General features: G+C 71.2%; 15 protein-coding genes. 11 read left to right on the top strand and 4 right to left on the bottom strand.

The features are described 5' to 3' along the window. Window positions 1-2 precede the first annotated feature (2 nt). From AKJ08_RS17270 to AKJ08_RS17260, 3 genes are all read left to right on the top strand, one after another. Entirely contained in the window at window positions 3-3,128 is a 3,126-nt protein-coding gene (locus tag AKJ08_RS17270) for an efflux RND transporter permease subunit (protein WP_050727211.1), read from the top strand. Beyond that, complete coding sequence (locus AKJ08_RS17265) at window positions 3,125-4,441, top strand: TolC family protein (RefSeq protein WP_082343315.1); 1,317 nt, start codon at window positions 3,125-3,127, stop codon at window positions 4,439-4,441. The genes AKJ08_RS17270 and AKJ08_RS17265 overlap by 4 nt, the downstream gene beginning before the upstream one ends. A gap of 81 nt (window positions 4,442-4,522) precedes the next feature. Continuing rightward, window positions 4,523-5,476 carry a multidrug resistance efflux transporter family protein gene (locus tag AKJ08_RS17260; RefSeq protein ID WP_050727209.1) on the top strand — a complete coding sequence of 318 codons (954 nt, stop codon included), beginning with the start codon at window positions 4,523-4,525 and terminating at the stop codon, window positions 5,474-5,476. Between the two features lie 28 nt (window positions 5,477-5,504). On the opposite strand, the gene AKJ08_RS20245 is transcribed toward AKJ08_RS17260, so the two are convergent. Beyond that, window positions 5,505-6,527, bottom strand: a complete 1,023-nt coding sequence (locus AKJ08_RS20245; protein ID WP_050727208.1) for a hypothetical protein — start codon at window positions 6,525-6,527, stop codon at window positions 5,505-5,507. Window positions 6,528-6,851: 324 nt separating this feature from the next. Between AKJ08_RS20245 and AKJ08_RS17250 the strand changes: the two genes are divergently transcribed. From AKJ08_RS17250 to AKJ08_RS17215, 8 genes are all read left to right on the top strand, one after another. Then, window positions 6,852-8,150, top strand: a complete 1,299-nt coding sequence (locus AKJ08_RS17250) for a TolC family protein (RefSeq protein ID WP_050727207.1) — start codon at window positions 6,852-6,854, stop codon at window positions 8,148-8,150. Then, window positions 8,147-9,271, top strand: coding sequence for an efflux RND transporter periplasmic adaptor subunit (locus AKJ08_RS17245; RefSeq protein WP_050727206.1), 1,125 nt, complete (start codon window positions 8,147-8,149; stop codon window positions 9,269-9,271). The genes AKJ08_RS17250 and AKJ08_RS17245 overlap by 4 nt, the downstream gene beginning before the upstream one ends. A 4-nt stretch (window positions 9,272-9,275) precedes the next feature. Continuing rightward, window positions 9,276-12,389, top strand: a complete 3,114-nt coding sequence (locus AKJ08_RS17240; RefSeq protein WP_050727205.1) for an efflux RND transporter permease subunit — start codon at window positions 9,276-9,278, stop codon at window positions 12,387-12,389. Between the two features lie 32 nt (window positions 12,390-12,421). Beyond that, on the top strand, window positions 12,422-13,777 hold the full coding sequence (locus tag AKJ08_RS17235; RefSeq protein WP_050727204.1) for a sigma-54-dependent transcriptional regulator: 1,356 nt from the start codon (window positions 12,422-12,424) through the stop codon (window positions 13,775-13,777). A gap of 2 nt (window positions 13,778-13,779) precedes the next feature. Beyond that, complete coding sequence (locus AKJ08_RS17230) at window positions 13,780-15,663, top strand: sensor histidine kinase (protein WP_050727203.1); 1,884 nt, start codon at window positions 13,780-13,782, stop codon at window positions 15,661-15,663. Between the two features lie 108 nt (window positions 15,664-15,771). Further along, the gene (locus AKJ08_RS17225) at window positions 15,772-16,959 is read left to right on the top strand and encodes a hypothetical protein (RefSeq protein WP_050727644.1); all 1,188 of its coding nucleotides are present in this window, start codon (window positions 15,772-15,774) and stop codon (window positions 16,957-16,959) included. Continuing rightward, complete coding sequence (locus tag AKJ08_RS17220) at window positions 16,956-17,693, top strand: ferritin-like domain-containing protein (protein ID WP_050727202.1); 738 nt, start codon at window positions 16,956-16,958, stop codon at window positions 17,691-17,693. Before AKJ08_RS17225 ends, AKJ08_RS17220 begins: the two co-directional genes overlap by 4 nt. Window positions 17,694-17,808: 115 nt before the next feature. Then, window positions 17,809-18,582, top strand: a complete 774-nt coding sequence (locus tag AKJ08_RS17215) for a VOC family protein (RefSeq protein ID WP_050727201.1) — start codon at window positions 17,809-17,811, stop codon at window positions 18,580-18,582. Between the two features lie 85 nt (window positions 18,583-18,667). Here the strand turns inward: AKJ08_RS17215 and AKJ08_RS17210 are convergent, their stop codons facing one another. The 3 genes from AKJ08_RS17210 to AKJ08_RS17200 all read right to left on the bottom strand — a co-directional run bounded on the left by AKJ08_RS17210 (window position 18,668) and on the right by AKJ08_RS17200 (window position 24,985). Beyond that, complete coding sequence (locus tag AKJ08_RS17210) at window positions 18,668-19,651, bottom strand: aldo/keto reductase (protein ID WP_050727200.1); 984 nt, start codon at window positions 19,649-19,651, stop codon at window positions 18,668-18,670. 253 nt (window positions 19,652-19,904) lie between these two features. Continuing rightward, window positions 19,905-23,732 (bottom strand): AAA family ATPase, encoded by a 3,828-nt coding sequence (locus tag AKJ08_RS17205; protein WP_050727199.1) that lies wholly within the window; start codon window positions 23,730-23,732, stop codon window positions 19,905-19,907. Next, entirely contained in the window at window positions 23,729-24,985 is a 1,257-nt protein-coding gene (locus tag AKJ08_RS17200; protein ID WP_050727643.1) for an exonuclease SbcCD subunit D C-terminal domain-containing protein, read from the bottom strand. Before AKJ08_RS17200 ends, AKJ08_RS17205 begins: the two co-directional genes overlap by 4 nt. Window positions 24,986-25,002 lie beyond the last annotated feature (17 nt).

Here is a 25,002-nt window from a genome sequence, read left to right as displayed (position 1 = left end):
CCGTGGATCGCCTCTTCGACGGCCTGATCGCGTGGTCGATCCGCCATCGGCTCATCGTCGTCCTCGTCGCAGGCGCCCTCTTCTGCTGCGGCATCGCGGTCAGTGCGCGCGCGCCGTGGGACGTGCTCCCGGAGTTTCTGCCACCCCAGGTCGTGGTCCAGACCGAAGCCCCGGGCATGAGCACGTTGGAGCTGGAAGAGCTGGTGACACGCCCGTTGGAGCGGGCGCTCCTCGGCACGCCCTCGCTGGATTCCATGCGCTCGTCCAGCGGCCCGGGCCTCTCCGTGATCACGCTCACCTTCGACGAGGCCGTCGACGTCTACCGCGCCAGGCAGCTCGTGACCGAGAGGCTCGAGCTCGCGCGAGCCCAACTGCCGCTGTCGGTTGGACTCCCACGCCTCGCGCCCGTAACAGCGGCCCTCAACGCGCTCCTCAAGGTTTCGATCTCCCTCCCGGAAGATGCGTCCGAACAGGAGCTTCGGGACCTGCGCGCCTTTGGCGACTGGGTCGTGAGACCTCGCCTCCTCGGGATCCCGGGGGTGGCCCATGTCGGCATCCACGGCGGCGCGGTGGAGCGGATCGAGGTCCAGCCCAATCTGGCCAGGCTCCATGCCCGCGGGGTCTCCATCCAGGACCTGGCGCTGGCCCTGAGAGACGCCCAGGCGCCTGCCGGCGCCGGCTTCACCACCAGTGGGGACGCACGTCTCGAGGTCGTCACCGATACGCACCTTCCCCTCGCTCGTGCCCTCACCGACCTCGGCGACGTGGTGGTGGTGTCGCCTGACGGCGTGCCCGTCCGCGTCGGCGACGTGGCCGACGTGGTCATGGCCACCGTCCCGAAGGTAGGCGCGGCGATCCACGACGGGCGTCCCTCGCTCTACCTCCAGGTCAACAAGCTCCCGGGAACGGACACCCTCGAGCTGACCCGGCGGGTCGAAGCCGCGCTCGACGAGCTCGCGGCTGCCGCTCCAGCCCGCGCTCGCTTCGAGGCGCCGGTCTCGCGCCAGGCCGACTTCGTGCGGACCTCGGTCCGCAGCGTCGTCCACGCGATGCTCCTCGGCGGCGTCCTCGTGGTCGCGGTGCTGATCGCCTTCCTGCGGTCCAAGACCTTGGCGGCGATCAGCCTGACCGCGATCCCCTTGTCCCTCGTCGCCGCTCTCACGGTGCTCGTCCTCCGAGGGGAGACGATCAACGGGATGATCCTCGGCGGCCTCGCGATCGCCGTCGGCGAGGTCGTGGACGACGCCATCGTGGACGTCGAGAACGTCTGGCGCCGCCTGAGGGAGAACGCGCTCCGAATCGAGCCGAGGCCCGCCCTCGACGTGATCCGGGACGCATCGAAGGAGATCCGCGGCTCCGTGGTCTACGCCACGGTGATCGTCTGCGTCGTCCTCCTGCCGGTGATCTTCCTGGGAGGGATCGCGGGGCGGATCTTCTCGCCCTTGGCGCAATCCTATGTCCTCGCCATCGCGGCCTCACTCCTCGTCGCGCTGACGGTGACTCCGGCGATGTGCGGGCTCCTCCTCCCGCGCGTGGCAGCGACCGAGGCCAACCCGACCCGGCTCGCGACCTGGCTGCTGCTCCGGTACCGGCTCCTCCTCGGGAAGGCCGTCGGGCATCCCCGGATCGTGTTCGGCTCGGCTGCGACAGCGGTGGTCGCCGCAGTTTTGACCTGGTCCTCGCTCGGAGGCCGCTTCCTCCCGGAGTTCCACGAGCGCACGGTGATCGCGCACGTTCACGCCGCTCCGGGAGCGTCGCTCGAGGCGGCGGAGGCGATCGCGCGGGCCATCGATCGGAACGCCCGGCCCGACGCTGCGGAGCACGTCGCGACGCGAATCGGCCGCGCCGAGCTCGACGACGACGGCGCCCCGGTTCACAGCATGGAGCTCGATCTCGGGCTGCCCAGCGGCGAGAGCAGGGATCATGCGATCGAAGAGCTCGAGGCCAGGCTCGACGCCATTCCCGGGATCGGCTTCGTCGTCGAAGGGTTCCTCTCGGAGAGGATCCACGAGGTCCTTGCAGGCGAGACCGCGCCGATCGTCGTCAAGGCCATCGGTCCCGAGCTGGGCGAGCTTCGCGCCCTCGGAGGGCAGATCGCCTCGGTGATGCAGACGATTCCGGAGCTCGGCCCGGTTCGCGTCGAGCCCCAGCTCGATCTCCCACAGCTCCTCGTCGTTCCCGACCGCGCGAGGCTCCTGACCTCGGGGATCCGACCTGCCGAGGTCGCCGACGCCGTGGTCGACTGGCGACATGGGCGGACCGTCACCCAGGTCTTCGATCCCTCGGGACGCATCGTCGACGTCGCCCTCGCCGGTCCTCCCGATTTTCGCGAGCGCGGAGCGCTGCGTGACATTCCGATCGCGACCCGTCTCGCTGGCGTGCTTCCCCTCGAGGCCCTCGCCTCGATCCGGGAGGTCCCTGCTCCGTTCGAGGTGCGGCGCGACGGCGGCGAGCGGCGCGTCGCCATCACGGCGAGCCCGCCGGGGTCGGCGCTCTCGACGACGGCTGCCCGCCTCTCTCGCGAGCTCGAGCAGCGGGTTCGGCTACCCCCGGGCTACCGGATCGAGATCGGCGGCGAGGCCGTCGCCCGGCAAGAGGCGGCAGGGCGTCTCGCCCTGGTGGGCGGCCTGGTCCTCGCCGGGATCGTCGTGTTCCTCGCGTCTGCCTTCGGCTCTCTCCGGGACGCGGGGATCGTACTGCTCAACCTTCCCCTGGGGCTCGTGGGCGGCGTCCTCGCCTCGACGCTGATCCCGGACGGGCTCTCCGTAGCGGCGTTCATCGGCTTCGTAACCCTCTTCGGGATCAGCGCGCGCAACGGGATCCTCCTCGTGACCCACAAACGTCACCTCGAGCTGGCGCTGCCGGACGTCGACGCCGTCGCGAGGATCCTCCGCGCGGCGGAGGAGCGGTTGCTTCCTGTGGTGATGACGGCGGCAACGGCGGGTCTCGGGCTGCTCCCTCTCGCCCTCTCGATCGGCCGCGCCGGCAGCGAGCTCGAGGCCCCGATGGCCCTGATCGTCTGTGGCGGCCTCGTCACGGCGACCTCGCTGAACCTGATCGTGCTGCCCACCGTCTACGTCTGGCTCGAGAGCCGGCGGACCCGACGGCTCGCGGGAGGCCCGGGATGAAACGGGCCGGCCGCACCTTCGTAATCCTCGCGTTCTCCCTCAGTGGGCCGGCCCATGTTCAGGCGTCCAGCCTCATCGAGGCCCGATCCTGCACGGACCTGGCGAGACCGATGACGCTGGAGGAGGCCAGGTCCGAAGCTCGCGCCCACGCGCCAGAGACCGCGGAGCTCGAGGCCCGCGTTCGCGGCGCAGAGATTCTGCTCGAGGATGCGAGCCGTCGGCTGCGGCACGATCCGTCGCTCTCAATCGATTTCTCGCCTGCGTCCGCCGCTGGAACGTCGGCGGGATATTCCGCCACCGTCGGCGCCCGGTTTCCGATCGATGTCTCGGGCTCGTGGTCATCGCGCAAGGGCTCGGCGGAGGCCGACCTGGAGCGCACGAGGTACGACCGGGAGGACGCGCTCCGCGCCCTGGACGAAGCGGTGGACGTCGCCTTCGCCCAGCTCGCGGCTGCCCAGCGCGCCGTGACCTCTGCCAAGCGTGTGTCCGCCCTCTTCGAGCTCGCGGTGGACGCCGAGAGACAGCGGTTCGAAGTCGGTCAGGGCAATCGGATCGACCTCGACGCGGCGGAGATCGACGCAGCAGACGCCCGCGCCGGACTGGAGCAGGCCAGAGGCGCGGTCGAGACGACCCGGGTCGCCCTGGCTAGGCTGATGGCCTGCGGGCTGGAGCCCTACCTGGAGGTCGAGGATCCGGACGAGCCTTCGAACGCCCCCGACGAGAACGAACCGGATGCCGTGATCGAGCGCGACCCCAGGGTACGCGCCGCGGAGGCCGAGGCGCACGCGATGGAGCTGGCCGTCCGGATGAACGAGCGCCTGATGTGGCCCGTGCCGACGGTGGGCGTGGACTTCATCACCAGGCGGTCCGACATTCCCGAGGGCTCGTTCCACGGTCCTTCGTCTGCAGGCCTGAGCGCCGCGTGGCCGGAGAAGGAGGTGGTCCTCTCGCTGGGTGTGCCGATCCCGATCTTCGAGGGCGCCCGCGAGCCTCGTGCGCAGGCACGAGCCGCATCGCTGGGCGCATCGGCCCGTGTTGCGATCGTCCGTTCCAACGTCCGTGCCGAGCTCCAGCAGGCGTGGGCCGCCTACATGGCGGCCGCAAACGCCCATCGAGAGCTCGTTCCGACCGCTGCGATCATCTCGCGGGACTTCGAGCTACTCGGTCGCGCGGTGGAGAGCGGCGCGATGGACGCCGTCGCTCGAGGCGTGGCCCTCCGCAGGCTGGAGGCCGCGACGAGGCGCCTCGATCTCGCGGTGCTCGAACTGCGGGTGGCACGCGCGTCGTGGCTCCGCCAATCGCGTTCCCGATAGGCGTGCGCGCAATTGAGGGCGACGCGCGGACGCGGGCGGAATAAAGAGCGGTAGCCGCGCCTCTGGCCCGATGTCCCGCCCATGAACAAGACCGCATTCCGCGCCGTGCTCCTCGCCCTGGCCTCGGCCCTTTTCTTCACGCTCACCTACGTCCTCAACCGCCGCGCGGCGGTCGCAGGCGGCCACTGGGCGTGGACGGCGAGCCTGCGCTACCTGATCACCCTCCCGATCCTCGCGGGGCTGGTGGGCCTCCGGGGCGGCGCGCGCCCGGTGCTCTCGGCGATGCGCGCGAGCCCCGGGCCGTGGCTCGCATGGAGCGGCATCGGCTTCGTCCTCTTCTACGTCTGCTTGAGCTACGCCGCCGACAGCGGACCGTCGTGGCTCGTCGCCGCGGGCTTCCAGCTCACGGTGGTCGCGGGCATGGTGCTGGCGCCGCTGCTCTACGACGACGAGCGCGGGCGCATCCCGCCTCTCGCCTTCGGCATCGGCCTGGTCACGGTGGGCGGCGTGGTCCTCATGCAGCTCGGCCGCATCGGCAGCGGCCTGCAGAGCGACGGCTGGATCGCCCTCGGCTGCGTGCTCGTGTCGGCCTTCGCCTATCCCTTCGGCAACCGGAGGATGCTGCTCCACCTGGAGAGGGAGGGGCGCTCGCTGAGCGCCCTGCAGCGCGTCTTCGGCATGACCCTGGCCAGCATGCCGCTCTGGCTGGTCGTCGCCGTCTGGGGCTTCGTCCGGAGCGGGGCGCCGTCGATCGAGCAGGTGTGGCTGTCGGGCGGCGTCGCCGTGTCCGCGGGCGTGATCGCGACGGTGCTCTTCTTCGAGGCGACCGGAAGGGTTCGCAACGATCCCACTGCGCTGGGCGCGGTGGAGGCGATGCAGGGCTCGGAGCTCCTCTTCGCCACGCTGATGGGCGTAGCGCTCCTCGACGAGCCCTGGCCCGCCGGCTGGACGCTGGTCGGCGGGGTGGTGGTCCTGCTCGGGCTGGCGGGCCTCGCCGCGGTGAGCGCGAGGCCGCGGAGCCTTCCGCGCCCCTGAACCGAAGGCGCGGAAGACGGGCCTCAGCTTAGTCCGCGAGGGTCTCGTCGCAGGCGTCGACCTCGCCGCAGGCCACCGTGGAGAAGCAGGCGACCTCGGTATCCGAGAAGAGGCCCCAGCGGCAGAGGACCTCGCAGTCCTCCTGGGTGCCGTCGCCGATGGCGGCGCCGCACTCGTTGTAGACGTGGTCGCACATCCCGACGCAGGAGAGCTCGCCGAAGCAGGTCTCGATCGGATCCGCGGTGCACTCGAGCGAGGCGAGGCAGTCCGCCTGCTCGGCGGTGTAGGAGGCGCGGCACGCGCGCAGGCACGAGGTCTCGGTCCAGGTGTCGAGGCCGCACTCGCCGGTCACGTGGGCGCAGGCCACCTCACAGGCGTCCGGCCCGCCGGGACCCTCGCCGTCGTCGAAGCAGGCCTGAAGCGCGTCCTCGTCGCAGGTGGCGGAGAGGCAGGCGACCAGCTCCGGCTCGAACACGCCCGCCGAGCAGGCGGCGCCGCAGTCCGCGCGGGACACGCCCTCGAAGCCGCTCCCACACTCGTAATAGAGGTTGTCACACATCTCGGTGCACTCGGGCGTCTCGTCCGCCGAGCGGAAGCAGGCGTCCAGCGCTCGCTCGCTGCAGGCATGGATGGCCTCCACGAAGCACTCGGTCTCCGCGTCGCACATCGCTATGCAGCCGGCGTGCTCTGCCGCATAGTCGGGGCTCGAAGCGTCGAGCCAGCCGCAGGTCTCCTCGGCGAAGTCGCAGGCCGCCTCGCAGTCCGTCGGCTTCACGCCGCCGTCGTCGCCACCAGTTCCGCCGGTGCCGTCATCGCCACCCGTGCCGCCGGTGCCGTCGTCGCCGCCGCTGCCAGCGGTGCCATCATCGCCACCGCTGCCGGCGGTGCCGTCATCGCCGCCGCTGCCGGCGGTGCCATCATCGCCACCGCTGCCGGCGGTGCCGTTGTCGCCGCCCGTTCCTCCCGTGTCGGCAGAGTCGCTGCCGCACGCCGACGTCATCGTTCCAACCGCGAAGAGAGCGGCCACCAGGAGGTACTTCATTCGAAACATCTCGACTCCAACTGCTCGGGTTTGGTTTGGGGGGTCGGCAGAGCGCCAACTTGCTCGACCCTACCCGCAATCGGTTTGAACTCCAAACGACACTCTCACGAGAGCGCGAGGAGCCCCATTCGCTCGAGCCTCGGGGAAGGGAGAGCGACCGTCCAGGCAATATGCAGGAGCCGCCCCGGAGCAATCGCGCATTCCGCCCCGACACTCGCGGAAAACCCGGGGAAAATCGCTGAATCGGGCGTCTGAGAGCTGGCATCGGAGGTGCACGGGGGCCACGCGATTCCGTCGCCGCGACGCTCGCGGCGCGATCGCCCGGAAAGCCCCATGTTCCTCCGCTCCAGACGTCCCGGCGCGCTCGCCTCCTTTCTCCTCCTCACCGCCGGCAGGCCCGCCTTCGCCGAAGTCGAAGCCGAGGCCTCGCCCGCGTCCGTAGCGGCGCGAATCGCGTCGTGTCTCGAGGCCGATCCCAGGCTTCTCGCGGGCAAGGAGGAGATCCACCAGGCCGAGGCGGAGGAAGTCACGGCCTCCCTCGTCCCCAACCCCGAGCTGCAGGTGGCCTCGGGCCTCGTGCCCTTCCCCTGGAGCCCCTTCGACGACGCCGACCACCCGGGCGGCCCTCCGCAGCTCGAGGCGATCGTCTCGATGCCTCTCGATTGGCTGGTCTTCGGCAAGCGCGCCGCCGCCCGAGAGAGCGCAGGTATCGGCGTGGACGTGGCGAAGGCCGGATTCGACGACCTCCGGCGGCAGCGCCTGCTCGCCGCCCTCGAGGCCCACTACGATCTCGCCGAGGCCGCCGGCGTGCGCGAGCTCGCCGACGAGGCCCACCGCGAGGCCGAGCGCCTCTACTCGATCACGGCGGCCCGCGTCGGCGCCGGCGGAGCCGAGGCGGTAGAGCTGGATCGCGTCCGCGTCTCCATCGCGGAGAGGCGCCGCGAGCTCGCCCTCGCCAGGGCTGCAGAGACCGGAGCCCGTGCGCGCTACGAGGCGATCGTCGGCCGGGGTTGCGAAGAGCCCGGATCCCTCGAGGGCCCCGCGCCGGAGCCCGTCTCGGAACATGCCGCGCTCGAGCTCGCGGAGAAGAGCCGCCCCGATCTCGTAGGCCTCCGTTTGCACGTCGATCAGTCGGGCGCGGAGCTCAGAAAGGAGCGGGCCGATGCCTTCCCCGAGCTCTCGGTGGAAGCCGGTTACACACGTCAGTTCCAGCGCAAGGCGATGGGCGCCCCGGATGCCCACTCCTGGGGCGTCGGGCTGACCGTGGGCCTCCCGATCTTCGACCGGAACCAGGGCGGCCTGGCGAAAGCCCGCTCCGTCCGGCGGCAGGCCGAGCACGAGCTCGAGGCGAGCCGGCGCGAGGCCCGCGCGGAGGTGACAGAGGCCGTCCGCAACTACGAGGCGAGCTTCGAGATCGCCACCACCCATGACGAGGAGGCGCTCCGGGCCGCGACCCGAGCCAAGGAGCGGATCGAAGAGGCCTACGCCCTCGGCGGCCGATCGCTCCTCGAGGTCCTCGACGCCCAGGAGAGCTGGCGCGAGGCCCGGCGGAACCACCTCTCCAGCCGCGCCGAGCTCTGGCGCTCCCTCTCCCGCTTGCAGGCCGCCGTCGGCGTCCAGGTGCTCCCGTGAACCGTCTCGCGAATCTCTCCGGCGAATGGAAGGGTTGGGCGTTCGTCGCCGTCCTCCTCGGCGCCGCCATCGGCTGGCTCGCGCTCGCCGCTCCTCCCGCTCCCGCGTGGGCCCCGAGCGATCCAGCGCTCCGCGCCGGCATCTCCATCGAGCCCCTCGCCATCGGGATCCCCTCGGCCTCGCCGCTGGCGGAGCGCCTGACCATCGTCCCGATCCGGACCGCCGAAATCGACAGCCCGCTCCTCCAGGTGGCCGGCTCGATCGTCGCCACCCACCGCGCGGAAGGCTGGCAGCTCGCGAGCCCCGAGCTCCTGGGCGCGTGGGCGGAGTGGGTGCAGGCCTCGGCGGACGTCGCCTTCCAGCGCTCGCAGCTCGCCACCACGAGGCAGCTCCACGACGCGAAGGGCAAGGCCGCCGCCGACGTGGTGGAGAGGCTCCGTCGCCTTTTCGAGATCGGCTCCAGCGCCGCGAGCGAGCTCGCCGCAGAAGAAGCGAACCTGATCCAGGTCCGGCTCGAGGCGCGGCAGGCGAACCACGAGGCGGAGGCCGCTTCGACCGCGGCTACCCGGCACCACGCGTCCCTCGAGAGGCAGCTCGAGCAGCAGGGCGTCTCGCCGACCCTGCTCCGCGAGGTCGGCGTTGGGAACGCGGTCGTCGTCGCAGAGGTCCCCGAGTCGCAGATCGCGCGGGTGAAGACCGAGCAGGAGGTCTCCGTCCGCCTCGCGAGCGAACCGGCCGCCACGTCGCGAAAAGGCCGCGTGAAGAAGATCCTCCCCTTCGTGGCCACCGAGCCGCGCACCCTGCGCCTCCTGGTCACACTGGAGGACCGCGAGCAGCGCCTCCTCCCCGGCATGTTCGCGGAGGTCGGGATCGGCGTGGACCGGCGGGACGCGCAGCTCGTTCCCCAGACCGCGGCCCTCCACCTCGGCCGCTTGGACTACGTGCTGGTCGAGGACGGGAACGATCGCTGGCGCGTGGCGGAGGTCCGCTTCGGCCCTCCGCATGGAGCCGACATCGAGCTCCTCGACGGCCCCGCAGCGCCCCTCCGCGTCGTCGCCGACGGCGCCATCCTGCTCAAGCCCTTCGTCGCGAAGGCCCTCGCCAGCCGAAGCGAGAGGTAGAGACATGGTCGCAACGCTCGTTCGCGCCGCGCTCGCTCACCGGGTGCCGGTCCTCGCATGCCTGTTCTTCGTCGCCGCCGCCGGGGCCTGGGCCCTCGGCCAGCAGAACGTCGACGCCTATCCCGACATCTCCGCGCAGATGGTCGAGGTGGTCACCACCTTCCCCGGACGTGCGCCGGAGGAGGTGGAGCGGCAGGTCACCATCCCCATCGAGCTCGCCCTGCGGACCGTGCCCAAGGTGGAGACGCTGCGCTCCCGCACGATCTTCGGCCTCTCGGTGGTCTCGCTGATCTTCGAGGACGGCGTGGACCCCTGGTGGGCCCGCCAGCGCGTGCAGGAGAACCTCGCCGGCGCCGAGCTCCCCGAGGGCGCGACCGCCGAGCTCGGACCCCTCGCCACCGCCTACGGTGAGATCTTCCGTTACCAGCTCGCGAGCGACGGCACCCGCGACGCGATGGAGCTGCGCACGCTGCAGGATTGGGTGGTGATCCCCAGGCTGCTCCGCGTGCCCGGCGTGGCCGAGGTCTCCAACTTGGGCGGCGACGCGAAGGAGATCGGCGTCGTCTTCCAGCCGTCGCAGCTCCAGCGCTTCGGCCTCTCGGTCGGCGACGTGATCGAGGCGATCCAGAGCAACAGCGGTAGCGCCGGCGGCAGCGTGGTGAACCGCGGCAGCTTCTCCTTCGTGGTCCGGGGACGCGGCTCGATCGAGAGCGCCGCCGACCTGCGGGAGATCTTCCTCAAGTCGGTGGGCGGGACGCCCGTGCTCCTGCGCGACGTCGCCACGGTGGAGGAGACGGCCAAGCTCGCCACCGGGATCTTCCTCAAGGACGACGACGATCACGCGGTCGAGGGGATCGTCCTGATGCGAAAAGGTGAGAATCCAACCCAGGTGCTCGAGGGACTCCACGAGGCGGTGGCCGAGCTCGGCGAGGGCGGGCTCCCGGAGGGCGTCTTCCTCCGGCCCTTCTACGACCGCAGCGAGCTCGTCCAGGGGACGGTGCACACGGTGACACACATCGTAGTCACCGGCATCACACTCGTGCTCCTGGTGCTGATCTTCTTCCTCGGACGCCCCTCGATGGCGCTGCTGGTCGCGGCCACGATCCCCTTCGCCCTGCTCTTCGCGATCGGGATGATGTACCTCACGAACATCCCGCTGGGCCTGCTCTCCATCGGCGCGATCGACTTCGGGATCATCGCCGACGGCGCCGTGATCATGGCGGAGAACATCGCCCGCCGGATCGGCGAGGCAGGGCGCGTGCCGCGGCGCGAGCTGATCCGACACGTCCTCGACGCGGCCCTCGAGGTGGAGAGCCCGCTCTTCCTCTCGATGCTCCTGATCGTCGCCGCCTACCTTCCCCTGCTCACGTTGGAGAAGATCGAGGGACTCCTCTTCCGCCCCATGGCCATGACCATGATCTTCGCGGTGGCGGGTGGCCTCCTCTTCTCCCTCTTCGCCGTGCCCGTGCTCTCCACGTGGATCCTCCGGAACGGCTACGAGGAGTGGGAGAACCCGCTCCTGCGCTGGTTCCGGCCGCGCTACGCCGCCTGGGTGGAAGCGCTCCTCCGTCACCGCGGAAAGGTCGCCGGCCTCACCGTGGTCGCCTTCGCCGCGAGCATGGCGGTGGTGCTGCCCCGCCTCGGCACCGAGTTCCTGCCCTACATGGACGAGGGCGTGATCTGGGTCCGGGCGAACTTCCCGGAGGGCACCTCCGTGGAGCAGAGCGCCGCCTACGGCAAGCGCCTGCGCGACCTCGCCCGGGAGCTCCCCGAGGTGGATTACGTGGCGGTGCAGGTGGGCCGCAACGACAGCGGCACCGATCCCTTTCCGCCGAGCCGCCTCGAGATCCTCATCGGGCCGAAGCCGCGCGCCGCTTGGGAGCGCTTCTCCACCAAGCACGAGCTGGTGGCGGCCATCGGCGAGAAGTTCCGGACCGAGTTCCCAACCACGAAGTTCAACTTCACCCAGCCGATCATCGACAGCGTGACCGAGGACACCAACGGCACGTCGGCGCACCTCGCTCTCGAGATCAGCGGGGCCGATCCCGCCACCCTCCTCTCGCTCGCGCAGCGAGCGACCACGGTCCTCGCCAGCGTCCCGGGCGCCAGCGACGTGGCCATCGAGCAGGAGGGGCCGCAGCCCCAGGTGGTGATCTCGGCCGACCGGGCCAGGGCCTCGCGCTACGGCGTGAAGGTCGCGGAGCTCACCCGGATGATCGACGTCGCCATCGGCGGCGAGCCGCTGGGCGTGCTCTACGAGGGCGATCGACGCTTCGATATCACCGCCCGCTTCGACCGCAGCGCGCTGGTGTCCCCCGAGGCGATCGGCCAGCTCCCGGTCCACACCGAGAGTGGCGGGACGGTCCCCCTGGCCCAGGTGGCAACGATCGAGGTGGTCGACGGCCAGACCATCGTCGCGCGGGAGAACGGACAGCGCCGGCTCACCGTGCGCACCGACATCGTCGGCCGCGACCAGGGCAGCTTCGTCGCCGAGGCGAAGCGGCGCTTCGAGAAGGAGGTCGAGCTGCCCGCCGGCTACCGGGTCGCCTGGCTCGGCATGTTCGAGAACCTGGCGCGGGCACAGCGGCACTTCCTCCTGCTGATCCCCGCCACCATCGGCGTGATCGCGCTGGTGCTCCTCGCCGCGTTCCGCTCGCTGAAGACCACGCTGATCCTGCTGGTCCCGATCCCCTTTGCGTTTGCCGGGGGGATGATCGCGCTCTACCTGCGCGGCATGAACCTCAACGTCTCGACCGGCGTCGGCCTCGCCACGGTGTTCGCCGTCTCCATCATGGACGGCCTGCTCATGGTCCGCGGGATCGACGCCTGGCGGCTCGAGGGGCATTCGCTCGACGAGGCGATCGTCCATGGACGGATGTCCCGCCTCCGCCCGATCCTGATGACGTCCGCGGTCGCGGTGCTCGGCCTCCTGCCGGCGTCGCTCGCGACCGGCCTCGGCTCGGACGTGCAGCGTCCCCTCGCCACCGTGATCATCTGGGGCCTCTCGAGCGCGACGCTGCTCACGCTCTTCGTGGTCCCGGTGGTCTACCGGATACTGGCGCCAGCCGGGCGAGGATCCGAGCGCACGATCGCCGCGGGGCAGGAAGCATTCGACTAGGGTGTTCGAACGCCCGTTCCAGGGAGGCGCAGGTGGAGATCGCCAACGACAAGAGCTGGTCCGCCCTCATCGTCGACGACGACGCTGGAGTGAGGCAGTCGCTGCGCCTCTGCCTCGAGGCGGCGGGCGGCCGGATCCTCGGCGTGGGCGCCGGCGCCGCCGCGTTGGAGGCCCTGGAGCGGAGCGCCTACGACCTGGTCTTCCTCGACCTCTGGCTCGGCGCCGAGTCGGGGCTCGAGCTCCTGCCGCAGATCCTGCGCCGGCAGCCGCACACGGCGGTGATCCTGATCACGGCCTTCGCCACCTTCGAGAGCGCCGTCCAGGCGATCAAGGCCGGCGCCGTCGACTACATCCCCAAGCCGTTCACGCCCGATCAGGTGCGCCTCGCCGCCGAGCGCGTGCTGCAGGCGCGGAGGCTCGAGGCGCGGGTCGGAGAGCTCGAGGAACGCCTGGGAGAGCTGGACGCCGAGAGCTTCTTCGACACGGAAAACCCCGCGTTCCGCGCCTTCCTCCAGACCGCGGGCCGCGCCGCCGCGAGCGACGCCGTGGTCCTGCTCCGCGGCGAGAGCGGTACCGGCAAGAACGTGATGGCGCGGTGGATCCGCGACCGGAGCGCACGTCACGCAGGAGCCTTCGTCGGCGTGAACTGCCCGGCGCTCTCCACCGAGCTGATGAGCAGCACGCTCTTCGGCCACCGCAAGGGTGCCTTCACCGGCGCCGTCGCCGACGCCGTTGGCAAGGTGCAGGAAGCGGAAGGAGGCACGCTCTTCCTCGACGAGGTCGGCGACCTCTCCCTGGACGCCCAGGCCCGCCTCCTCCGCTTCCTGAACGACCGCACCTACGAGCGCCTGGGCGAGGCCGCCGAGAGGCGCGCCGACGTGCGCCTGATCGCCGCCACCAATCGCCCCCTCGAGGAGGAGGTGCGCGCCGGCCGCTTCCGGGAGGATCTCTTCTACCGACTGAACGTGCTCAGCCTGCACCTGCCGGCGCTGCGGGAGCGCCCCGAGGACCTCCTGCCGCTTGCGGGCCACTACCTCCGCTTCTTCTCGAGCCGGATGGGCCGGCCGGGTCTGCGGCTCACTCCGGCTGCAGAGGACGCCATCGCCTCCCACGGGTGGCCCGGAAACCTGCGTGAGCTCCGCAACGCCATCGAGCGAGCGGCGATCCTCTCGCCGTCCCAGGAGCTGGGCCCCGCGGACCTCGGGCTCACCCACGCGAAGGGTGCGCCGGAGGCCGCGGTCGGCTCCCTCGTCTCCCTGGAGGCGATCGAGCGGGAGCACATCGCGCGGGTGATCCCGCAGGCCCCGACCCTCGAGGCCGCGGCGCGGATCCTGGGCATCGACGCCACGACGCTGCAGCGGAAGCGCAAGCGCTACGGCCTGGTGTGACGATGGCACCCCCGGAATCGCTCCCCGGCGCAATCGGTCAGCAGGCGGATGGAAAAGCGCGACGCCTGCGCCTCGGCTCGCGCTTCCTCCTCGCCGCGGGGCTCCTGGTCTGCACCACGGTGGCGACCGGGGTCTTCACCGTGATGGCCCTCTCTCGCCTCACGGTCACCATCGACGACACGCTTCGTGCGAGCGACGAGACGACCTCCACCATCGCCCGCCTCGCCGGCGGCCTCGAGCGGGAAGACGACGCCCTGCTCCTCGCCCTCGACACCCGCGGGACGCGGGTGCCGCTCGAGGCGCAGAGGGCCGAGGTGGACGAGGCGCTCCATGCCCTTCGCTCGGTCGCCACGAGCGAGGCCGAGACGGCCCTCGCCGATTCCCTCTCGCGGTCGATCGCCGCCTACCGCAGGGCCGGCGATGGGATCGCCTCCGCCGGCGACGATCCGCTCGCGCTCTACCGCGAGCGAGCGAACCCGCTCCTCCGAAAGGCGGTGATCGAGACGGGACGTCTCCGCGCCCTGCACTTCGAGGCGATGGGGAGGGTCGCGGCCGTCGCCGGAGAGGAGGCCCGGCGCGCCACGCGGATCGTCTTCGCCATCGCCCTGGCGGCGTTCGGGATCTCCGCCCTGATCGCCCTCCACCTCGCCCGGATCGTCATCCGGCCGTTGCGGGCGCTCAGCCACGGGGCGGACGAGATCCGACGGGGCAACTTCGGCGAGCGCCTCCCCGTACAGCCGGGCGACGAGCTCGGAGACCTCGCCGAGACCTTCAATCGGATGGCGGAGGAGCTCGCCTCCTTCCGGGCCACCAACCTCGGCGAGGTGCTGCGGGCCAAGCGCACCCTGGAGGCCACCCTGGGCGCCCTCCCCGACGCCGTGCTCCTCGTCGACTCGCAGAAGCGCGTGGTGGCGAGGAACCCCGCCGCACAGGCCCTCCTCGGCGAGGCCGGCCGCCTCGACGAGCTGCCGATCCCCGACTCGGCGAAGCGGGAGGTCGAGAGGGCGATCGACGAGGTGCAGGGGAGCACGCCACCGGTGGATCTCGGGAGCGCGATCCCACTCGCCTCGAGTGGCGAAGCGCAGCGATTCCTGCCGAGGATGCTCCACGTCCCCGAGCTCTTCGAGGGCGCGGGCGGCGCGATCCTCGTCCTCTCCGACGTCACCGAGCTGGCGCGGGTGGACGAGATGCGCGCGGAGCTCGTGGCCGTGGCCTCCCACGAGCTCCGCACGCCGCTGACCACCCTGCGCATGACCCTGCTCATGCTCGAGGAGGGGGCGGCGGCGCTCTCGGATCGGCAGCGGGAGCTCGTCTCCACCTCCGTCCTCGGCGCGGCGCAGCTCGCCTCCACCATCGACGAGTACCTCGACCTCACGCGGATCGAAGCGGGCCAGCTCCGGCTCGATCGGGAGCCGATCGAGCCCGCGGCCCTCGTCCGCGACGCGATCGCGCGCGCCGCGACCCTGGCCGCCGACTCGGGAGTCCGGCTCGAGACCGCGATCCCGGACCGGCTCCCCCTCGTGGTGGGTGACGGGGCCCGCCTGCGCCTCGTCCTCGACAACGTCCTGTCCAACGCCTTGAAGTACACGCCGTGGGGCGGCCGGGTGGCGATCGAGGCCGCCGAAGAGGACGGCGCGATCCGAATCGGGATCGCCGACACCGGCCCGGGCATCCCGGCCGAGTACAGCGAGCGCGTCTTCGAGAAGTTCTTCCGGGTGGAGCACCACCTCCCGAATCGGGAGCGGGGCGGCCGTGGCGCCGGGATCGGCCTCTACCTGTGCAGGGAGATCGTCGGGCTCCACGGCGGGACGATCCGCTGCGACGAAGCGCCTGGCGGCTCCGGCACCCGATTCACCGTGAGAATTCCCATACAGTTCTCGCCGTGAAGACGATCGTCCGCCCGCACGGCTGCCCGCCGAGCCGGAGAGCACATAGTGACCGCCGGTTGAATCCGGAGAAAGAGGAGTCAGGTTGTGCGCGAGGGAGGTCGCGCGATGGGTCTGGACATCCTGGAAGAGAAGGGCGTGCCGCTCGAGCGGCAGAAGTTCACCTGGCGGGAGATGTCGGGGCCGCCGTTCAGCAAGCTGAACGACGACGCGTACACGCGGGTCCGCACGATCCTGATGAACGGCATCGAGTCGGAGGCGCTCCGCTTCTCCCACGGCTGCGCCCGGATGAACAAGGACCTGCAGCTCCCGCTCGCGAAGCTGCGCCGGATCGAGCAGCACCAGCAGACGATGGTGAACTGGCTCAACCCGCCGGACCAGTCGCCCCTCGAGACCACGATCGGCTTCGAGCAGGTGGCCATCGAGGTGACGTCGAGCGTCGCGCAGAGCGAGCCCGATCCCTACCTCGCGCAGGTCTATCGGTTCGGGATGCTCGAGGACTTCGACCACCTCTACCGCTACGCCGCGCTGATGGATCGGGTGGAGGGGCGCGACGCCAACGACCTCCTCCAGGGCTACACGGACATCCGCGCCGGCCGCCCCACCTCCGTCGAGCACCGCGCCCCGGAGGACGAGCTCCGCACCGCCTACGACCGGAAGACGGCCGAGCCGCTCACCAAGCTGAACGCCGGCACGATCGTGGCCGCGGAGCACCAGACCCACGACTTCTACATGACCGTCGGGCCGAGCTACCCCGATCCCATCGGCCGCATGCTCTATGCGGAGATCGCGTCCATCGAGGAGCAGCACGTCACGCAATACGAGTCGATCATCGATCCGAACGAGACCTGGCTCGAGAAGTGGCTCATGCACGAGGCGTGTGAGGTCTACAACTACTGGAGCTGCGTGCAGGGGGAGCGGAACTCCCGGATCAAGACGATCTGGGAGCGCTTCCTCGACTACGAGCTGGGCCATCTGCACTTCGTGATGGAGCTGATGAAGAAGGTCGAGCGCCGGGATCCGAAGGAGCTGCTGCCGACCGCCCTCCCCGAGCCGATCCGCTACGAGAGCCAGCGCGAGTTCGTCCGGAAGGTGCTCGCCTCCGAGGTCGACTTCCGCGCGATCGGCACGAGCTTCGGCCGCGGGCGGGAGAGCCAGGCCACGCTCGAGTACCGGAAGACGCTGAACGCGGACGGTTCGCCCTCCGACCTCATCGCCGAGGGCTATCGCTGGTCGCCAGGCACCGAGCTCGCGGACCGGGTCCGGCAGGAGCACCGCGAAGGGAGGCTGCAGTGAGCCACAAGCCGACGGATCTCGGAGGGAACCGGACGGGGATCGCGAGGTCGCCGACGCTCGCGAGGCAGACGGCCGAGGGGGCGGCGGCGTCGATGCCCAAGCGATCGTTCGTGGGCAAGGGCGCTGCCGAGGTGCGGAGGGAGCTCTGTGGGAAGGCCGAGCCGGTCGGGACCATGTCGGGGATGGCCCTGCGGGGGATGGAAGGGAAGAACCCGGTCATCCTCATGGATCTGCTGGGCGAGCGCCTGTCCTTCGAACGAGCGGGAGTCCGCCTCTACGAGGCGCTCCTGAGCAAGTTCGACGCCGCCTCCGTCCACGAGGAGGAGTTCACCCGCGAGGACCTCGAGAACATCCACGACCAGGAGCTGGCGCACTACGGCCTCCTCATCTCCGCCTTCGACGAGCTGGGCGCCGACCCCACGGTCGTGACCCCTGGTGCCGACCTGGCCGGCGTCGCCTCCGCCGGCATCCGTCACGTCCTCGCCGATCCGCGCACCACGTTCACCGAGGGCCTCGGCGCGATCCTCATCGCCGAGCTGGCCGACAACGCGGGGTGGCAGATCCTCTCCGAGCTCGCGGAGCGATGCGGCCTGGACGTGCTCGCCTCCCGGTTCCGCACGGCGCTCGAGGAGGAGGATGAGCACGTCGCGCTCATCCGTCGCTGGCAGGGCACGAGGGTGGGCGGGCAGCTCGAGACGCAGTGGTCTTCGACGGCGCCGTCGCCTCCCCCCTGACGGCGCCACGAGACGGTCGCCCGTCGGACAATCATCGCGTTGGTTCGACCCCGGCGCGGGCCCATCTCTACCCGCGCCTTGCTAGACTTCGCGCCCTTCACAGCTGGAGGACAGAATGAGCGCAGAGAGTGCACGCTTCGTTTGGTACGATCTGATGACCACCAACCTCGAGCAGGCCCGCTCGTTCTACACCGACGTCATCGGCTGGAAGACCCGCCAGTGGTCCGACGGCAAGTACGAGATGTGGCTGGCAGGGGAGAATCCCGTCGGCGGGATCGGAGAGCTCCCGGACGAGGCCAAGAAGGCCGGCGCGCTGCCGCACTGGCTCGGCTTCGCTTCGACCCGCGACGTCGACGCCACCGTGAAGAAGGCGCAGGGTCTCGACGCCCAGGTGCTCGTCCCGGGCACCGACATCCCCGACGTCGGGCGCTTCGCCGTCCTCGCCGATCCCCAGGGCGCGGTGTTCGCGGTCTTCGCCTCCAAGGAGACGGGCGAGATGGGTCAGTCCCAGGCCGCCGGGAACTTCAGCTGGGCGGAGCTCAACACCACCGACTGGAAGGCCGCGTGGAAGTTCTACTCCGATCTCTTCGGCTGGAAGCCCACCCGCTCGATGGACATGGGATCCGAGTTCGGCGAGTACTTCATGTTCGGCACCGACACCGAGAAGTCGATGGGTGGCATGTCGAACGCGGCCTCGGTGATGAAGGCGCACCCGCACTGGCTCCACTACATCAACGTGAAGGACATCGACGGCACAGTGAAGAAGATCGAGCAGAAGGGCGGCAAGGTGCTGAACGGACCGATGGAGGTCCCGGGCGGCGATCGGATCGCGGGCTGCATGGATCCGCAGGGCGCCGCCTTCGCCATCGTCGAGGTCAAACCGCGGTAGCCACGTCGCGGCTCGCGCCCCGACGCTGATTGCCGGGTGGCCTTCCTCGCCACCCGGCGCCGCTCCAGGAGAGCCGCCGCCCGAGCTAGACGGGTGGGGCCATGAACTCCGGGCCGATCGGCGCCTGGACTTCCTCGCGGACGATCCGGTCGATGCCCTCGAGCTCGCCCGGAGCAAGCCGCCAGCCCGTCGCGCCGGCGGCCTGCTCGATCTGGCTCGGGCTGCGGGCGCCCCAGAGGGCCGCCGTCACGCCTGGCTGATCGAGGAGCCACCGCACCGCCAGATGGGTGAGGCTCTTGTTCCGCGCGTACGCCATCGGCCGAAGTCGATCGACGGCCGCGAGGTAGCGGGCGAAGCGCGGCGGCTGGAACTTCGGGTCGCTGCTCCGTATGTCGCCCTCGGGGAAGGTCGTCTCCGGGCGGAACTTCCCCGAGAGCAGCCCGCGGCAGATCGCGCCGTAGGCGAAGACCCCGACGTCGAGCTCCCGGCACGTCGGGAGGACGTCCTCCTCGATCTCCCGCTCGAAAAGGTTGTACGGCACCTGGTTCACGACCGGCCGCCCCGCCGCCGTCGCTTCGGCGAGCTGCGCGGCGGAGTAATTGGAGACGCCGTACCAGAGGAGCTTCCCCTCCTCGCGCAGCGTCTCGAGCGCCTCGATCGAGGCCGCGATGGGCGTCGCCGGATCCGGCCAGTGGATCTGCACCAGGTCGAGGCGCTCGGTGCGCAGGCGCGAGAGCGAGGCCTCGACGTCGCTGCGGATCCGAGCCGGCGACGAATCGCGCCGGATCCGGCCCGCCTCGTCCCAGGCCAGACCGCACTTGGTCGCGAGGAAGACGCGGTCCCGGACCTTCGCCTCGTCGAGCCACGCGCCGACGATCTCCTCGGAGCGGCCGAAGCCGTAGACGGGTGCGGTGTCGATGAGGTCGATGCCGAGCTCGAGGGCCTTCTCGATCGTCTTCCCGATCAAACGCGCGTCGGAGCCGCCCCACATCGCTCCGCCGGCCACCCACGTCCCCAAGCCGATCGCCGAGACCTCACGGTCCGTGCCCGGCAGCTTCCGCCTCTCCATTCCAAGCCTCCTGTCGGCGCCCTTCTATCGCGCGACGACACAGAGCGTGTGAAGGAGTCGCCCCCGCGGAGCGGGAGCGATTCCTTCATCTCGCGCTACGCGCGAGAAGCGCTCCTCTTAGTTTGCTCGCCTCCGGCTCGCGTGTCGCCCTTCGAAGCACCGCTCGACTGCCCGCGAGGGGCGCGAGGCGCGCGAGCCCGACACCTCGCCCACTTCACCGCGCCCTCGGCCGGAACATGGCCCCCATCGGGGGTCAGCGCACGGCCACGCTGACCTTGCTCCGGCCGCTCCCCTCCGGCTGGACTTGCACCTGGACGCCGATCCGTTCCGCCATGCCCTGTACGTGCGAGATCACGCCCACCTTCCGCCCCGTCGCCTGCAGGGCGTCCAGCGCGGCGAGAGCGGTGTCGAGCGCTTGGGGATCGAGGGTGCCGAACCCCTCGTCGATGAAGAGCGACTCCACCCGCGCGCGCGAGGAGAGGCCCGACAGGCCGAGAGCGAGGGCGAGAGAGACCAGGAAGGTCTCGCCGCCGGAGAGCGTGCTCGCAGCGCGGACCTCATCGCCCATGTCCCGGTCGACCACCTGGAGCTGCAGGTCGTGGCCGGGAACCCTCTCGAGGCGGTAGCGCGGGACCAGCTCCTCGAGGTGCACGTTCGCGTGGGCGAGGAGCACCTGGAGGGAGAGGCTCTGCGCGAAGAGTTGGAACTTGTCGCCGCTGGCGGAGCCGATGAGCTCGTGGAGGTCGGACCACCTCTTCGCCTCCGCCCCGGCGGCCTCGAGCCGGGGCAGCATCGCGGCCCCTCTCTTTCGCGCCTCGTCGTCGGCGCCGAGCCTGCCGCGAACGTCGTGGAAGGCCGTCTCCCGGCTCGAGCAGCTCGCCGCGCGCTCCTCCTTCGCCAATTTGGCGGCCTCTGCATCCAGAGGCGGTCGCCCCGACGCCTCGTGGGCCACACGGGCGCGGACGCGCTCGTCGGCCAGGGTGCGGGCCCGATCCCGGCCGCGCTCGAGGTCCGCTGCCCGCCGCCGCCAGCCCTCGAGCTCCGCCGGATAGCGGTTGAGCCGCGCCCGCGCCTCCTCGAACGTCAACCCGGCGTCCGCGAGGGCCGTCTCGCGCGCCGCCTCCTTCTGCGCCCGAGCCGCCCCCGCCTGCACCCGCTTCTCCTCGCTCGCCTCCACGAGCGCGGACGCGCGCGCGAGCGAGCTCGACGCGAGGGCCTCCACGCCCCGAGCCGCCTCGAGCGCCTTCGAAGCGGCGGCCCCGGCCTCCCGCAGCGCGGCCTCCCGGACGGATACCGGCTCGCCGCCCAGCACGAGGCCGCGCCGGCGCGAGAGCTCGTCGGCAGAGGCAGCAGCATTCTCCTGGGCCCGGACCGCCGCGTCGTCCGCGGACTCGCGTTCGCCGAGCAGGGAGACCGCCGCCGCCTCACGGGGATGCAAGAGCGCCAGGCTCTCCACCGCGCGGGCCCGGTCGGCGTCGTGGGCGCTCCACTGGGCCGCCTCCCGCCCAAGGCCGTCGACGAGCTCGCGCGGATTCCGCTCGAAGTCTTCGCGCCACGAGGCCCGAGCTGCGTCCAGGATCGGAGCAAGCGGTCGCAAGATCCCGGCGACCTCGTCGCGCGCACCCTCCGAACGGAGCCGTAGCTCCTGTGCCTCGACAGCGAAGCGCTGGAGCTTCTGCTCACCCGCGCGAAGCGTCGCCTCCCGAGACTCCTTCTCCTGCCGCAGCGAGGCCACCCTCGCCCGAGCGAGCGACGCCTGCCCCTCCAGGCGCTCCGCCTCCGACTCGCGCCGATCGAGCGCCCTCCTCTCCTCGCCCAGCGCCTCGAGCAACGCCGTCACGGCGTCCCTGGCCGCCCGCGCATCCTCTGGAACCAAGAGGTCCAGCCGCACCGGGATCGCCATCCACTCCGCGCGCCTCCGTGCTGACGAATCCGCCACGTCGGCCCCGTCAGCGCCATCGTCCGGGCCGGCCGCGTTCTCACGCTCCAGTCCCGACCGCTCTTCGCGGAACGCGTCGCCGAGCGCCGCCGCCCGCCCGAGCTTCTCGTCCGCGGCCCTCTCGTGGGCCGACACCTGTCCCGCCGCCGCCTCGGCTCGCGTCGCCGCTTCGGCGTGGGCGCGGTCCACCCGGGCATGATCGATCCGCAGCGATGAGAGTCGCGCCTCGCGCTCGGCAAGCCTCCCCGCGATCGCCGCGCCCTCAGCCCCCCAGGGATGATCCGGCGAGCCGCAGAGCGGACACGCCTCGCCGTCCCGGAGGAGCGCACGCCGATCGCCGAGCTCCAGCGCGTCGCGCGCGGCCTGCGCCTCGAGCGCTGCCGCTTCGAGCTGAGAGCCGAGGAGCTCGCGCTGCGCCGAGAGCTTCAGCGCTTCCCCGCTCCACCGATCACGCTCCGTCGCAATAGAAGCCGCCTGTGAACGGAGCGAGCCCAGCTCGACCTGCAGCCGAACCGACTCCTCGACGACGCCCTCCAGAGAGCGTGCGTGGCGCTCCGTCCTCTCGAGAGCTCCCCGCTGCGCCCGCAGCGACGCCCTCGGAAGCGATTCAGAGGCCCGCACCGCGGAGGCCTCGACTTCACACGCCTCAGAAAAGCGTGCATCGACCTCGACCACCGCGGCGCCCGCCGCAGCGACCATTCCCTCCAGCGACGTCTTCTCCCTCTCGAGGACCGAGAGCCGCGCGGTCGCTGTGCGCTCACGCCCCTGCACGCCTGCGGCACGCTCGAGCTCCGTACGCCAGCGCTCCCACTGCCCGGCGAGCGCCGAGAGCCGGCCGTGCTCATCCAACCACGCGATCGCCGCCGACCGCGCCGCCTCTGCCCGAGCCATGGAGCCGCGGATCGAGGCGAGACCCTCCCGCTGAGCTTCCACACGGGAGGCGGCCTCGCGGCGCTTTTCGAGCGCTTCCGCTGCCCCCGCCTTCGCAGCTCCCAGCTCTGCGTCTAGGCGCCGCGCCTCCTCGAGCTCGGGCCGGGCCGCTTCCTGCGACGCCGCCACCTGCTCCTGTCGGTCCCTCGCTCCCGCGAGCCCCCGAGCCGCGCCCTCGCTGGCAACGACGGCCTCCGCGTGGGCCCGAACCGCAGCCTCAACGCCTTCCGCCGCTCGAACCTCGTCCCGCACCGCGTCGTCGGCGGCCTCGAAGAGCGGCCGGAGCGGCAACGCCTGCTCCGCCGCGACGAGGGCCTCGCGCATCGGGGCGCTCTCCGTCCACGCCGCCTCGGCGAGAGCGATCGCTGCATCGGCCTCCCGCTCACCCGACTCGAAGCGCTCCAAGGCCTCGTGCCAGGCATGGGCGTCCACCGCCTCCTGCAGCGAGGCCCGCGCCTCGACGAGCGCCTTCTCCGCTTCGCCCCTCGACGCCTCGAGAGCAAGCCGCTCCTCGTTCGAGAGGATCCGCTCCCCGTCCAGCTCCCGCTGCAGCTCGGCGAGGGCCCGCTTCGCCTCCGCGTGGCGCTCGTGGGCGGCGATCGAGAGGTGCCGGTAGATCTCCGTTCCCGTCACCCGCTCGAGGAGCTCGGCCCGGTCCTTCTCGCCGGCCTGGAGGAAGCGCGCGAACTCGCCCTGCGCGAGCAACACCGAGCGGCAGAACTGCTCGTACGACAGGCCGATCGCCGCCTCGATCGCGCGGTAGACCTCCGTGGCCGTCCGCCCGATCGCCGTCGAGGTCTCGTCGTTCCAGAGCTGGACGGTGGGCTTCTGGATCTTCCCGTCGATCCGGCCGCGGGCCCTCTGCAGCTTCCAACACGCGCGGTAACGAATCCCATCACGGCCACGGAACACGACCTCGGCCCCGCCGGAGGCCGTGCCCTTGCGCAGGATCGTCGCGGGATCCGTGCTGCCCAGCCGGCTCTCCTCGCCCTCCCGACCCACGTCGTAGCCGCGCCCGGCCACCGACTCGATCCGCGGCGTGGTCCCGTAGAGCGCCAGGCAGATCGCGTCGAGCAAGGTGCTCTTGCCCGCGCCCGTTGGGCCCGTGATCGCGAAGAGGCCCGCTCGCTCGAGGGGCTCCGCCTCGAAGTCGAGCTCGAACGGGCCGTGGAGGCTGGCGAGGTTCTCGCCCCGAACCGCGAGGATCTTCACGACGCCCTCCCCTGCTGCACGTCACCTACCAGCTCCAGGAACGCCGCCATCAAGTCCGGCGGCGGCTCTCCGGGGTGCTCCTTCTTCCAGCGGTCCTCGAAGACCTTCTCCGGCAGGAGCTCGTCCAGCATCTGCAGCTCCACCCGATCGGCGAGGGACTTGCCGTCGCCGCCGAGCTCGATGCCCAGCTTGACGAGGCGCGCGGCCTTGCCCTCCAGGGCCTGCTCCACGTCGCGGCGAAGCGAGGGATCCGGCCGCGTCTGCCGTACCCGGACCTCGAGGAAGGGCCGCAACGCGGCGTCGGCCCCGTCTGCCTCCGGCAGCGTCCCGTTCGGCAGCGCCCTGAGCGCCTCCAACAGGGCTTCTCTTTCCAGCGCCCCGGACCGCGGCACGCGAAGGAGCTCGACGAAGCGCGGCACCCGCAGCGGCTCCACCGAGCGCATACCCTCGCCCTCGAGATCCACCAGGCAGACCTGGTGCGGATAGTCGAGCTCCGACATCGACAGGGGGATCGGCGATCCGCTGTAGCGCACCGACGGCCGCCCCACCTGCTGCGCGAGGTGGAGGTGGCCGAGCGCCGCATAGGCCACATCGTCCGGGAAAATCTCCGCCGGGAGCGCGTGCTGGTTCCCGCCCAGGATCCGCCGCTCGCTCAACTCCGAGAGCCGGGTGCCGGTCATGTAGAGGTGCCCCATCGCCACGATCGCCTGCCCCGGCCGGCGCCGCTCCCGCACGGCGTCCAGCACCTCGCGGTAGGTCGCGCGCACGCCCTCCACCAGCTGATCGTCCGCTCCGGGCACGGCGGGGAGATCCGCCGGCCGCAGGAAGGGCACGGCCGCGACCCAGGCGCGCACCTCACCCTCCCGATCGCGCAGCGGGAGGATCAGCCGGTCGAGGTCAAGGGAACGATCCGCGCGCCGCGCCAGGCCCCCGACCACCCGCACGTCGAAGCCGTCCAGCAGCGGCGACGGCGCGTCGAGCCGATCCGCCGAGTCGTGGTTTCCGCCGATCGCCACGATCTCCAGCCGCTCGTAGCGCCGCCGCGCCTTCGCCACGAAGCGGTAGAACATCGCCTGCGCCGCCGCCGGCGGGTTCGCGGTGTCGAAGACGTCGCCGGCGATCAGGAGGGCATCCGCCCCGTGCGCGCCGATCGCCTCGAGGAGCCACTCGAGAAAGAGCTCGTGCTCCCGCTCCCGCGACACGTCGTGGAGCGTGTGCCCGAGGTGCCAGTCCGATGTGTGGAGGATCCGCATGGTCGGCACCATAGACC

Origin of the sequence: Vulgatibacter incomptus (assembly GCF_001263175.1) — a bacterium.
GTDB classification, from domain to species: Bacteria; Myxococcota; Myxococcia; order Myxococcales; family Vulgatibacteraceae; genus Vulgatibacter; species Vulgatibacter incomptus.
Note: the sequence above shows the minus strand (reverse complement) of the source record. Positions and strands in the feature narration are given on the sequence as shown.